This window comes from Microbulbifer sp. THAF38 (genome assembly GCF_009363535.1).
Taxonomy (GTDB): Bacteria; Pseudomonadota; Gammaproteobacteria; order Pseudomonadales; family Cellvibrionaceae; genus Microbulbifer.
Window position 1 is genome coordinate 2080545 of record NZ_CP045369.1, and the last position, 13663, is coordinate 2094207.

10 protein-coding genes are annotated in these 13663 nt (G+C 48.6%); 8 read left to right on the forward strand and 2 right to left on the reverse strand.

Annotated elements, in window-relative coordinates; all coding sequences use genetic code 11:
- Positions 1 to 5 precede the first annotated feature (5 nt).
- The gene (locus tag FIU95_RS08910) at positions 6 to 1214 is read right to left on the reverse strand and encodes an acetate kinase (protein ID WP_152453415.1); all 1209 of its coding nucleotides are present in this window, start codon (positions 1212 to 1214) and stop codon (positions 6 to 8) included.
- A 260-nt stretch (positions 1215 to 1474) separates the two neighbouring features.
- Positions 1475 to 3073 carry an isocitrate lyase gene (locus tag FIU95_RS08915; RefSeq protein WP_152453417.1) on the reverse strand — a complete coding sequence of 533 codons (1599 nt, stop codon included), beginning with the start codon at positions 3071 to 3073 and terminating at the stop codon, positions 1475 to 1477.
- A gap of 114 nt (positions 3074 to 3187) precedes the next feature.
- On the opposite strand from FIU95_RS08915, the gene FIU95_RS08920 reads away from it, so the two are divergent.
- The 8 genes from FIU95_RS08920 (at position 3188) to FIU95_RS08955 (ending at position 13629) form a co-directional block, all read left to right on the forward strand.
- Positions 3188 to 4123, forward strand: a complete 936-nt coding sequence (locus FIU95_RS08920) for a LysR family transcriptional regulator (protein WP_152453419.1) — start codon at positions 3188 to 3190, stop codon at positions 4121 to 4123.
- A 189-nt stretch (positions 4124 to 4312) separates the two neighbouring features.
- Positions 4313 to 6487, forward strand: coding sequence for a malate synthase G (locus FIU95_RS08925; protein ID WP_152453421.1), 2175 nt, complete (start codon positions 4313 to 4315; stop codon positions 6485 to 6487).
- A 496-nt stretch (positions 6488 to 6983) separates the two neighbouring features.
- Positions 6984 to 9164, forward strand: a complete 2181-nt coding sequence (locus tag FIU95_RS08930) for an FUSC family protein (protein ID WP_152453422.1) — start codon at positions 6984 to 6986, stop codon at positions 9162 to 9164.
- Between the two features lie 17 nt (positions 9165 to 9181).
- On the forward strand, positions 9182 to 9394 hold the full coding sequence (locus FIU95_RS21710; RefSeq protein ID WP_216646325.1) for a DUF1656 domain-containing protein: 213 nt from the start codon (positions 9182 to 9184) through the stop codon (positions 9392 to 9394).
- Positions 9395 to 9396: 2 nt separating this feature from the next.
- A complete protein-coding gene (locus FIU95_RS08940) occupies positions 9397 to 10518 on the forward strand; it encodes an HlyD family secretion protein (RefSeq protein WP_152453424.1) in 1122 nt (373 codons plus the stop codon).
- On the forward strand, positions 10496 to 12022 hold the full coding sequence (locus tag FIU95_RS08945) for an efflux transporter outer membrane subunit (protein ID WP_152453426.1): 1527 nt from the start codon (positions 10496 to 10498) through the stop codon (positions 12020 to 12022). Before FIU95_RS08940 ends, FIU95_RS08945 begins: the two co-directional genes overlap by 23 nt.
- A gap of 156 nt (positions 12023 to 12178) precedes the next feature.
- On the forward strand, positions 12179 to 13063 hold the full coding sequence (locus tag FIU95_RS08950) for an arylamine N-acetyltransferase (protein WP_152453428.1): 885 nt from the start codon (positions 12179 to 12181) through the stop codon (positions 13061 to 13063).
- A complete protein-coding gene (locus tag FIU95_RS08955) occupies positions 13060 to 13629 on the forward strand; it encodes a flavodoxin family protein (protein WP_152453430.1) in 570 nt (189 codons plus the stop codon). The genes FIU95_RS08950 and FIU95_RS08955 overlap by 4 nt, the downstream gene beginning before the upstream one ends.
- The last annotated feature ends 34 nt before the right edge of the window (positions 13630 to 13663 follow it).

Sequence of the window (13663 nt, forward strand, 5' to 3'; positions counted from 1 at the left end):
ATTTTTTAAGTCGCCCTGCTCGCTAAGCGAATGGTATCGCGGGCAATTACCCACTCCTCCCGAGTAGGTATTACAAAGATATCCGGTGTTTCGTCTTTCGAAATTCGTCCCTCGGCACCAAAGCAGATTTCTTCATTGCACATTTCATCCAGTTGGTAGCCGAACTGACTGAGCCAGCCTGTGGTTTCTCGGCGTACCCAGGCAGAGTTTTCGCCGATTCCCCCAGTAAAAACCAGGCTATCGACCCGCTTTAAGGGCACTGTGTAGGCCGCGATATATTTGGCCAGTCGATAGCAAAAGATCTTCAGTGCCAGGCTGGCACCGGCGTGGCCTTTTGCCATGGCCTCTTCTAGCTCCCGACAGTCATTGCTCAGCTCGGATATCCCGAGCAATCCACTGTTGCGATTGAGCAGCAGTTCAAGTTCTGCCAGGGAGTAATCCAAGGCCTCACCTAAATGAAGTAACAGGCCAGGGTCCAGGTCACCGCAGCGGCTCCCCATCACCAACCCTTCGAGCGGGGTCAATCCCATACTGGTATCAACACTCTGCCCCTCTTTTATGGCGCAGAGTGAGGCTCCATTGCCCAAATGAGCGGAGATGACATTGATGTTGTTTGTGGGTTTATTCAATAACTCCGCACAGCGCTCGCCAATATAGCGATGACTGCTGCCATGCATACCGTAGCGGCGTAGGTGGTGATCCCGGTAAAAGCGGTAGGGCAGGGCGTAGAGATATGCGTAATCCGGCAAGCTCTGGTGGAAGGCGGTATCAAATACCGCTACCTGCGGCAGCTCAGGAAAGGCGACCAGAGAGGCTTGTATACCCTGTAGGGCGGCAGGGTTATGGAGAGGGGCCAGTTCACAGCAGGCTCTTATGGCCGATAGCACATGGTTGTCTATAAGGGCGGAATCTGCGAACTGTTCGCCACCGTGAACCACCCGGTGGCCAATGGCCACAAGTTGCTTGCGTAACTCTGACCAAGGGCCGGCGAAGCGTTCTACCAGGGCACCGATAACGCTGTCATAGTCATCCCCTGGTGAGAGCGGTTGCTTGCCCTCTTTATCGCAATACTGCCACTTAAGTACCGCTGAAGATGTATTTAGTGCATCGGCCTGGCCATTTAAGTGCTCCTCGCCACTTGTGGGGTCAATTGCGGAGAGCTTGAGGGAGGAACTGCCGCAATTGAAGATCAGAACAAGGTTTTGAGCAGACATAGGCGTTGCGCACCTTAGCGTGTATACCCTAAGGCTAGCTAATGTGGCGTAAAAATCCTTTGATAAAGGGAATAAGGCGGGGAATAAAAAAAGGGCCGCGATTGCGGCCCGAGTTCTAAGTGCAGATATAAAAGCGCAGTTTGCACAACTGTTCTTCTTCGGCGGATTCATTGCCTAGGTCAATTGGACCCGGCGGAAAATCCCTGAAGAAAAAGGCGGCTTGCGCCGCCTTGAATCTACCTGAAAGGTATAAGAGCGTCTTAGCTGAACTGGTTCATGGTGTTGTCTTTACCAGAAGCTTTCAGGGCAGCTTCACCAGCGAAGTATTCTTTGTGGTCGTCACCGATGTCGGAACCGGCCATATTCTGGTGCTTAACGCAGGCGATACCCTGACGGATTTCTTTACGCTGAACGCCTTTTACGTAGCCCAGCATGCCTTGCTCACCGAAGTACTCTTTGGCCAGGTTGTCGGTAGACAGGGCCGCAGTGTGGTAAGTCGGCAGGGTGATCAGGTGGTGGAAGATGCCGGCTTCACGGGCAGCGTCTGCCTGGAAGGTGCGGATCTTGTCGTCTGCAGCTGCAGAAAGTTCGGAATCGTCATACTCGGCGCTCATCAGGTTGGCGCGGTCGTACGCAGATACATCTTTACCTTCTTCGGCCCACGCATCGAACACTTGCTGACGGAAGTTCAGGGTCCAGTTGAAGGACGGGCTGTTGTTGTAAACCAGCTTCGCATCGGGAACGACCTTGCGGATTTCGTCCATCATGCCGCCGATCTGGCGAACGTGAGGCTTCTCGGTTTCGATCCAGATCAGGTCAGCGCCGTTCTGCAGAGAGGTGATGCTGTCCAGGATGCAGCGAGCTTCGCCGGTACCTTTGCGGAACTGGAACAGGTTAGAAGCCAGGCGCTTAGGACGCAGCAGCTTGCCTTCGCGGTTGATTACAACGTCGCCGTTGGCCAGATCAGCAGGTGCGATTTCTTCGCAGTCCAGGAAAGAGTTGTACTGGTCGCCCAGGTCGCCCGGCTCTTTGGTCACAGCGATCTGCTTGGTCAGGCCAGCACCCAGGGAGTCGGTACGGGCAACGATAACACCGTTGTCTACGCCCAGCTCCAGGAACGCGTAGCGAACTGCGCGGATCTTGGCCAGGAAGTCTTCGTGAGGAACGGTTACTTTACCGTCCTGGTGGCCACACTGCTTCTCGTCGGAAACCTGGTTCTCGATCTGGATACAGCAAGCACCCGCTTCGATCATTTGCTTGGCCATCAGGTAGGTGGCTTCCGCATTACCGAAACCGGCGTCGATGTCGGCGATGATCGGTACAACGTGGGTCTTGTGGTTGTCGATCTTGTCTTGAGCCGCTTTTTCGGCTTCTTTGTCACCGGCCTCACGGGCGGCGTCCAGCTCGCGGAACAGGTCGTTCAGTTCGCGGGCATCGGCTTGACGCAGGAAGGTGTACAGCTCGTTGATCAGGTGTGCAACAGAGGTTTTCTCGTGCATGGACTGGTCGGGCAGAGGACCGAATTCACTGCGCAGAGCGGCAACCATCCAGCCGGACAGGTACAAATAGCGACGGTCGGTGTTGCCTTCGAAGTGCTTCTTAATAGAAATCATCTTCTGTTGGCCGATGAAGCCGTGCCAGCAGCCCAGAGACTGGGTGTACTTGGAGCTGTCCTTGTCGTAGTTCTCCATGTCTGCACGCATGATATTGGCAGTGTATTTGGCAATATCCAGGCCGTTCTTGAATTTGTTCTGGGCGCGCATACGGGCAACAGATTCGGGATTGATAGCGTCCCAAGTGCCGCTTTTGCTGTCACGGAGCTTAGCTACCGCGTCGATGTCTTGAGTGTAAGTGGACATGACAGTGTTTCCTTAAAACGGTGACTGCGATTAGGTGTTGAGTATCTTAGGAGGAGTGGCATAATTTGCCTAATTTATTGATTTTATTTTCACTATCGATCTGGCAAATGTTGTATGCAACTGGAAAGAGCTGACCTGAACCTGCTGGTATACCTGGATGTGCTGCTGCGCGAGCGCAATGTGACCCGCGCGGCCAACTATCTGGGGTTGTCCCAACCCGCGATGAGTAATGGCCTCAAACGCCTGCGCGAACTCTTTGACGACCCCCTGTTGGTGCGAACCCGCGAAGGCATGATGCCCACCGAGCGCGCCCTGGAGCTGCAGCCTATGGTGCGCGAGGCACTGTCCAGTATCGACCGTGTGATTCAGCCCAACCGAGATTTCGATCCTGCCAACACCCGTCGTACCTTCCGCATTATGGCCAGTGACTATGCGGAATCCACATTGATTCCGCCCCTGCTCAAGAAGCTGCGCGATGATGCCCCCGGTATCAGCCTGGACATCATGACGCCCAGTGATGTGAGCTTTGTGGATGTGGAGCAGGGGAAAGTGGATATGGTGATCAACCGCTTCGACAGCATGCCCCAAAGTTTCCACCAGGCGACTGTCTGGCGCGATAGCTTTTCCTGCATGATGCGGGCAGATAACCCAATTCTCGAAGACTACAATCTGCAGAGTTATTTGAAGGCCCAGCATATCTGGGTGAGCAAGACCGGCATGGGCGTAGGTGTGGGGGTCAATCCGGAGGACGTACAGCGTCTGGGCTGGGTAGATGAAGCTATCGGCAAGCTGGGGGAGAAGCGGGATATCTCGGTATTTACCCGCCATTATCAGGTGGCTATGTTACTGGCTGAGCAGAGTGATTTGATCGTTACCGTGCCTACACGTTTGGCGCAGCTCGCCAACGACAACCCCAGGGTCGTCCGCCGGGACCCGCCACTGGATATCCCTCCATTGGAGCTGAAAATGGCCTGGAGCCCCTTGTTACAACAAAGCGCGCCACACCGCTGGTTACGCCGCCTGATCCTGGATATTGGCCGGGCATTATAAGTGACCAGTGAGTAAGGAAGCATGCGCTTTGCGAGTGAATATCCAGTTCTCTAGGCAAGGTTTCATGCGCCAGCCACATTCATAAAAATTTGATCTATGAATAGTGGAAATTGTGTCTATAAATTAGCGGTATGCCGAAATGGCTGTTTAGAATGCCGTAATTCCAACAATCAGTGAGAGGCCCAGGGTATGACGGAACGAGTCCAAATCGGTGATCTACAAATCGCACCAGAGCTTTACAACCTGGTTTGCGAGGAGGTGATTCCAGGAACCGGGGTCGATGCCGATAAATTCTGGTCTGGACTCGATGCGATTGTTCGCGACCTGGCACCAGTGAATCGGTCTCTGCTTGAGAAACGCGACGAACTCCAGGAAACCCTGGACCGCTGGTATACCGATAACCCGGAAGGCTTCCGCGATCTGGAAGGCTATCAGTCATTTCTGAAAGAAATTGGCTACCTGGTGGATGAGCCTGCTGAATTCAGTGCCTCCACTGAGAATGTGGATGAGGAAATCGCCACTCTCGCCGGCCCTCAGTTGGTAGTGCCGGTGATGAACGCCCGCTACGCCCTGAATGCCGCGAATGCTCGCTGGGGCAGCCTTTACGACGCTCTTTATGGCACAGATGTCATTAGTGAAGAGGGTGGAGCGGAAAAAGGCAGTGAGTACAACCCGGTGCGCGGCGCCAAAGTTATTGAGTTTGCGCGCAACTTCCTCGACCAATCCGCCCCATTAACTTGCGGCAGTCACAAAGAAGCCGTGCAATATCGTATCAATGGCTCTCTGTTGGAAGTGGTCCAAGCCAATGGCGATATTGCCACCCTGAAAGACGGCACCCAGTTTGCCGGTTACCGCGGCGACAGCGAAGAGCCCTCCAGTATTCTGCTCAAGCAGCACGGTCTGCACTTTGAAATTCAGGTAGATCGCCAGAGCCCTATCGGTAAAACCGATGATGCGGGCATTAAAGATGTTCTTATGGAATCCGCGCTGACCACCATTATGGACTGTGAGGACTCCGTAGCAGCAGTGGATGCGGAAGATAAGGTTGTGGTTTATCGCAACTGGCTTGGTCTGATGAGAGGGGACCTGAAGGAGACCATCAATAAAGGTGGCAAGTCAATTGAGCGTAAGCTTAATGCCGACCGTGAATATATTACTCCGAATGGCAATCAATTGACCTTACCGGGTCGCAGCCTGATGTTTGTGCGCAACGTTGGCCATCTCATGACCAACGATGCTGTTTTATATGGTGATGGCCAGGAAATTCCGGAAGGCATTCTCGATGGCATGGTCACCAGCCTGATTTCTTTACATGATCTGCGTGGCAACAACGAGATCAAGAACTCCCGCGAAGGTAGCATCTATATCGTAAAACCGAAGATGCACGGCCCGGAAGAGGTGGCTTTTGCCAACACGTTGTTTAACCGCATCGAGGATGTCCTTGGCCTGCCGCGTTACACCGTGAAAATGGGCATTATGGATGAAGAGCGCCGTACTACGGTGAACCTCAAAGCCTGTATTGCGGAAGCCAAAGAACGCGTGGTGTTTATTAACACCGGTTTCCTGGATCGCACTGGAGATGAAATTCACACCTCCATGCTTGCCGGTCCCATGATTCGCAAGGGCGACATGAAGCAATCCACCTGGATTAACGCCTACGAAGAGTGGAACGTAGATGTGGGTCTCAATAGCGGCCTCAAGGGAAGAGCGCAAATTGGTAAAGGCATGTGGCCAATACCAGATCAGATGTCGGCCATGATGCACGCAAAACTCGCGCATCCCATGGCCGGTGCGAATACTGCCTGGGTGCCATCGCCCACTGCCGCAACTCTGCACGCGTTGCACTATCACAAAGTAGACGTGAACCGCCGCCAGGAAGAAATTCAGCATCGCCACCACGCCAAGCTGGAAGATATTCTCACCGTACCGGTGGCCGAAGACACCAACTGGAGTGCTAAAGAGATCCAGTTGGAATTGGACAACAATGCTCAAGGTATCCTCGGCTATGTAGTGCGCTGGGTAGAGCAGGGCGTGGGTTGTTCCAAGGTGCCGGATATTAATGATGTGGGCCTGATGGAAGACCGCGCAACCCTGCGGATTTCTTCACAACATATTGCCAACTGGCTCAAGCACGGCATCGTCACAGAGAAACAGGTGCGCGACACCATGGAGCGCATGGCCGCAGTTGTTGACCGCCAGAATGCCGGTGATGCCAATTACAATAATATGGCACCAGACTTCGATAAGAGCGTTGCCTTCCAGGCTGCCTGTGAACTCGTTTTTGAAGGCTGTGTACAGCCAAACGGTTATACAGAGCCGGTTCTACATCGTCGTAGACGCGAGTTTAAAGCTTTGAATGCTTGATTCTAGAGCTCAAAAGTTCCAAAGGGCCCCATTAGGGGCCTTTTTTGTTTGGGGTGAGCTATTTCACTATTTCCTTTTAACCCTGAAACATTCTCGATATTTATTTTGGCTTCATTTTTATTTACAGATCCTGTCAGCTTCACCAATCAAAATTAAACACCTACATATCAATTTTTACGTTTCGGTTTACATGACGTTATATCCGTTATGAATTGAATGTAAGTCGCAGGTATTGTTGTTTAAATGTCCTCGAGGTTGTTTCTCTATAAATAAGTTATGTTTTGTGTCTCTATAAAAATTCGTGACTGATGTCATTTTGTCATTTAATTGAACGTTTGAATTATTCTATTTAACTGTATTGAGCTTTTATTTGTCCGCTTACCTATATGCCATACTTCTTCCCGGCAACTAGCGCAATTATCTGATAAATAAACTTTGCGGCGCCAAAGAAAAATTTAGGCGTTGTTAAGAGGTGGAAATATAGTCGGAGAGGGCCTTGCAGTTATCTCGCAATGCAAAGGAGTCGCTCAAACTCGCGACGGCTTTGGTCTCTGTTTATGCCATTGCTATGGGCCTTAATTGGGAGAAACCTTTTTGGGCTGGATTCGCTGTTATTGTATGTAGTCAGGCCAGCCTCGGACAGTCTCTCAATCGGGCAATTTTGTGGATCATGGGGACGCTTTTTGCGCTAATGGGTGGATGGTTAATCGTCGCCTTATTCCCTCAGGATCGCTGGCTTTTTATGATCGCCCTTTCTCTTTGGGTTGCAAGTTGCGTCTATTTCCTACAAAGATCCCGTTATCAGTATTTTTGGATTACATGTGGCTATGTCATTCTGCTGTTGTGGGATGCGACTGGTGGTGACCTATCTATTTCCTATGAAGAAGGCATTTTACGTGTACAGGAATCTTTACTGGGAATTGTCGTTTACGGTCTTATTGCGGTTCTTATATGGCCAAACTGTAGTCGAGATGAGTTAGATAAAGCATCTGCTGAACTTCTTGAAAAGCACCGACTTTTTGCAGAAAGTTGTTTTGATCGAATCCAAAAGCAAGAAAAAGTTGAGGTTCGTCCAGATAAACGGGTCGAATTGCTTAAAACTGACACGCGCCTTAATGCAGCCATTGATGATGCCAGTTCCGATAGCTATGAAATTTGGGAGTGTCGCAAGCAGTGGAATCACTTTGGGCATCGTTCGACAGCTGTCACTCAGTCATTACTCAAACTTGAGGAAAGTTTGGCTTTATCTAGTGAGCTGGGTGTATCCAAATATCTTTCTGGGGTGGATGAGTACATAGAGGATATTCAAGACCGTTTCGCCCAAATAAAACATGCGATTAGTGCGGGTGCCCTTGCTGATAGAGCCGTGGAAAGAAACATCCAGGGGGATGTAGAAAAAATAAAAGAGCTTTCAACCTTTCAGACAGCCGCTTTGGCGATTACGAGACGATCTTTAAATGATCTAGCAGTAGAAACCCGATTTTTTATCGATTCTGCCAATGATATTCAGCAGATGGGCCGGTCATATTTAAAGTTCCCAGATGAAGGGGGCGGCTATTGGCTCGGTCTACTTATGCCTGACCCAGACAGGCTTGGGAATGTGGTTCGTGTACTTGTAGGTATTTGGATTGCTTATCTGTCATATCTATTCGTTCCGGGTATGATAGGAGGTTTATTGGTTGTTCTATTAATTACTGTAATAGCAATTATTGCCGCAGTGAGCCCTCAAATCAGGCTGTTTGAGACATGCATCTATACAATATTGGTTTGTTTAATGTCGGCGCCTTTATACTTCTTTGTGATGCCAAAGTTGCAGGGGTTTTATTCGCTGGGATTAATGATATTCATCTGGACCTTTATTGTCTGCTATCTGGCTAATCGAGCATTCGGCACACAGTCGATGATAAGAACACTGGTACTTATTTTCCCACAGATTATATTCAATTTTAATGACTACCAAACATATAGTTTTGTTGTGTATACAAACTATGTTTTCGTTCTGGCTATTATATTTTGTATTCTGGCGATTTCCAGAAATATACCATTTTCCTCACACCCTGAGAGGAACTTTAAAAAAAATGTGGACAGGCTTCTCAATAGCGCTGCCTGCTTAATATTGCAGGGCGATATCCCTGAAGCTAGAAGGCGATCAATTCTTTATCGGCTATATATACTTTACCACATTAACATTGTTTTTATTGCATATAAAAGCATTCTCTATTGGATGGATGGTATTGATAAGAACCGTATTGAGGGTATGTCTAGATATCAGATGGAGAGGGTTATTAGCCTGCTGATGTTGATTGCAAATCAGGTGAAAATTTTATACGGAATAGATAAAAGTAAAATGAAGTTTGTAGCTCCAAAGAGGATGATGCGTGAAGCCTTTATTTGGAGGTGTCTGGCAGGGAAGATACTTTTTTATTTGTCCGGTAAGAAAAGAGAGGTTCATATTGATTCGTTGCGGCGGGGATATCGAAGGATATTTCATCGGGCAAATGTCGATGTAAATGAGCTTATGGAGATGGGCGCATATAGTGCTAAATCCAAGGAGGGTGTGTCAAACTTTTTATATTTCTTAGGGGTTACCCACTGTATCAATAACTATTTGGCTGAATTATTTCATTTGTCAGAGTCATTGGACTGGGAGCGGTTTTGTGAAGAGCGATTCTTGTGATTTAACCAGGTCTGTGAATGGAAAAGATACCGCATGATGTTTCTGTAGGTGGATTTTACCTTTCACCTATATTGGTTTCAGGCTTGCTCGGTGTGCTTGCTGCACTTCTTACTGCCAGACTTCTAGATCGTTTTCGACTCTCTAGGTATTTTGCAAATCCTCCTGTTGTCATCATCTCGTTGAGTGTTATTTACTCTGTTTTCTTCGGGGTAGTATTTGTGGGGATATAAGTATGAAAAAATATAGTAAATATATTCTCACGGGAAGCTTGGTTTTAATTGCCGTTTTGTTATTGGCTTTGCAGTTTTGGAGATACCTTAACAATCCATGGACAAGAGATGGAACAGTTCAGGCAGATATTATCCAGATTACCCCCAGGGTTTCTGGTCAAGTAGTAAAACTACCGATTAGGGATAATCAATTTGTCAAAGCAGGAGAGCTCCTATTTCAAATTGATCCGAGAATCTATGAGGCGGCACTCGCTGAAGCAAAAGCGCAATATGAGGAGGCCATAGATACATATAATGCCCAAAGGGAAAATATTCTTGCCTATGAAGCCCGGTTGCGAGAATCCTCAGCGGCCATAGATCAGGCCCAAAGTAATATCAATGCACTTGATGCAGAGATTACAAAGGCCAGGGCGGAATATAAACGTCAACAGGAATTGCTTCCTCAGCGTGCCACTTCGGTGAGATCCCTTCAGGCTGCTCAGGCAGAGTTTGAGTCGTCTGTGGAATATCGTGCTGGAGCAGAAGCGAGACTCGCCAAGTCTTTGGCCTCTCTAGAGCAGTCACAGGCTGAATTAGCCCAGGCCCGAGCTCAACTAGGCGCACTGGGAATAGATAACCCAGGCGTGCGTGCGGCTCTTGCTTTAGTGCGTCAGGCAGAGCTTAATCTGGAATACACTACGGTTACCGCGCCGGTTTCCGGCTATGTAACGAACCTCGATTTCCGTTTTGGTGATCAAGCGGTTGCCAATCAACCGGCCCTGTCCATAGTAGACGTTAGTACTTATCGGGTGGAGGGGTATTTTCGGGAAACATTCATCCGTCGTATTTCTCCAGGTGATCAAGCCATAGTGACTCTGATGGCCTATCCATATAGGCCGCTCCATGGGTATGTGGAAAGTATTGGCTGGGGAATAGCCCAAACAGATGGAACCGCTGGCAATGATTTACTACCAAGGGTAGATCCAACGTTTGAATGGATACGATTAGCACAGCGGATACCCGTGAGAGTTCATCTGACCGAAATCCCTACCTCGGTTGAGCTGCGGGTTGGTTTCACTAGCTCAGTACTCGTCATGAGTGGTACTGCGAGCGCCGAACAAGATGATACGGCGCAAACTCCTTAATTGGTTAAGCTCAATAAACCTACGCCAGCCTGTAGTCCTAGGTGTACTTACTACGTTTGTTGGTAATGGCTGCATGTTGGGGCCAGACTATTTGCCTCCGCCTGTTACAGTTGAAGACTCTTGGATTTACCAAAATAGTAAGAGTTTGGACAGTCTAAAAGCAGTGAATCCCTATTGGTGGCAGTCGGCCTTTGCAGATCCCATTTTAGATGACTTGGTAGCCCAGGCGATAGAAAACAACCTGGAACTGAGGTCTGCCGCCCTTAGGGCTTTACAAGCGCAGCAACTCCTCGCAATTGCAGTCGGTAATCAATACCCACAGATACAGCAAATTGAGGGCTTGGTAGATCGATCTAAATATGTTCGCTCAGGCATAACCGGCAACTTGCAGACCGAATATTACCTCAATTTCAATTTGACATGGGAGCTGGATATGTGGGGGCAGCTAAGGAGGTTGGTCAACTCTGCTGCCGCGGACTTTGAGGCTAGTATGGCCGAATATGATGGTTTGCTCGTTTCGATTATTGCACAGGTGGCCCAGACATATATCAATATTCGCACTATCAAGCGGCGTCTTGAAGTGGCCAGAGAGAATATTCGTATTCAGCAAGAGGGTCTAAGAATTGCAGAAGTAAAATTTCATGCAGGAGAGGTGAGCGCCTTGGATGCTGAACAGGCGCAAACCTTATTGAGTAATACCGAGGCTACTGTGCCCGGGTTGGAAATAGCGCTGCAGCAATTCAAAAATACCCTTTCGATATTGTTGGGCATGCCGCCTCATAGTCTTAATGACATTCTTTCTGTATCTCCAACAGTACCACATGTCCCCTCAATTATAGCGATAGGTATGCCGCAGGATCTCCTGCGACAGCGTCCAGATATCCGTCAGGCCGAACGCCTCCTCGCTGCTCAGGGAGAGCTGATTGGTGTTGCACGCGCAGAGCTTTACCCAAACTTTTCAATTGGTGGATTGATTGGTGCAATTGATATTAGGGGAGGGCAGCTAAATGGTAGAAGTGATGCTTGGGATCTATTTGTTGATTTTGAATGGAATGTTTTTAACTATGGACGATTGCGTAACAATGTACGCTTGCAGGATGCGACCTTTCAGCAGCTAGTCTCGGATTATCAGCAAGTGGTTTTGCAGGCGCAAGTGGATGTTGAAAATGCAATTGTTGCTTACCTTAAATCCCAAGAGCAGCAATATTTTTATAACATAGCCGCTATGGCTTCAGAGGAAGCGGTTAACCTATCTTTAACTCAGTATATTGATGGGCAAATACAATACAATACAGTTCTCACAACCATGGTTTCCAATTTTGCGCAACAAGATATTTTAGTGGTTGCTCAGGGTGCCGTGGCAGCAAACCTGGTTCAGGTTTACCTCTCTCTTGGGGGCGGATGGCAGATAGTGGATGGGTTAACACCTTTGGAGTTATTACCAGAAGAAACCATAGAGGATATGCTTCGACGGACCCACTATTGGGATAAGCTCTTGGATTAGAGGTTTTATATTTTTGCCAGCTTTCAGAAAAGAATTGTTTCTTTGGCTCTCCTGGTTGCCATCAGGGAAAATTAATTAGTAATTTGCCTTGACCTAAACCAAGGTTTAGGTATTAGACTGCTCTTATTGTTGATTGGCCAGGAGGATTAGAGGCAAATGACAGAAAGCACACACAATATAGATTTACAAAAATACTTTGAGCGGATCGGTTACTATAATAAGCCTACTCTGGACCTGGATACCCTGAAGAGCATCCTTACCCAGCATATTCGTACCCTGCCATTTGAAAATGTAACGTCCTTCCTAGGCAGTCCCGTGAATATTGATCTAGCTGCGATTGAGCAAAAGCTAGTGAATCAAAAGCGTGGAGGCTATTGTTTTGAGCAAAATGCCTTGTTACGTGCTGTGTTGCAGCAGATTGGGTTTACGGTAACCGGGCTTGCTGCGCGCGTTCTCTGGCAGACACCACCAGGCCATCAGCCTGCACAATCGCATATGATTTTGCTTGTGGAAGTCGGCCAGGTGCATTATCTGTTAGATGCTGGTTTTGGCAGTAATACTCTTACTGCTCCAATACGCTTGGATGTATCTGATCCACAGGGCACTCCACACGGCACCTATCGCTTGACATTGTCTGATGAAGACTACCTATTGGAAGTAAAGGTCGCTGATTCCTGGCAGCCAATGTATAGCTTTGATTTACGTCCACGTAATGCAGGTGATTATAAGATCGCCAACTGGTTTTGTTGTACACACCCAGAATCTCGTTTCGTTGAGCATTTAATTGCCACACGGGCATTCACAGAAGGTCGTCATGCTTTATTGGATCGCCAATTAAGCTATCAGCCAATTGCGGGGCCAAAAACTGTCATTATGCTGGCCAGTGTCGAAGAGTTACGTAAAACGCTTTTAGAGGTGTTTGGAATTGAGACTCCGAGGGAGGCAGGCGCCGACCAAAAGCTGGCAAATCTCTTCAAGGTCGCAACATCCTCTGAGAGTTGTGGTCACTCTATTGCGAATATCGATCAGGCCGCATCATGATCAAAGTGGGCGTTGTGTACCATTCTGTTTGTGGCAGCACAAGGACTTTAGCTGAAGCCATTGTAGATGGGATCAATGGTAATCCAGGTTGTGAAGGGGGAGCATTTGCGATTGAGGGCGCTCACATTATTCAAGGGCGCTATCACAATCCTGAATTGATGCTTCGTTTGGACCAATGTGATGGAATTGTATTTGGTTCGCCAACCTTTATGGGATCGGTTTCAGCTCAGTTTAAGGCTTTCATGGACGCAGCCAGTGAGCGCTATAGTGGGCGTGGGTGGGTTGATAAGTTATCTGCGGGCTTTACCATCGGTAGTAACTTTAGTGGGGATCAACTCAATACGATTAGCACTTTACAGATATTTGCCTCTCAGATGGGTATGTTGTGGGTACCTTTAGATATTGTGCCAAGCCAGGATGCCGAGGGGCGAAATAGGAGTGGGTGCCAGTCGGGACTTGTTGCTGTTCTTGAGAGTGAGGGAGCCGTTCACGAGCTTGATTATCATACGGCCTTATACATGGGAGGGAGAATAGGGCGATTACTAGGCCGCTTCCAGCAACTATAGCGATAACTAAATAGAGGTAAAAGCCCTAATTAAT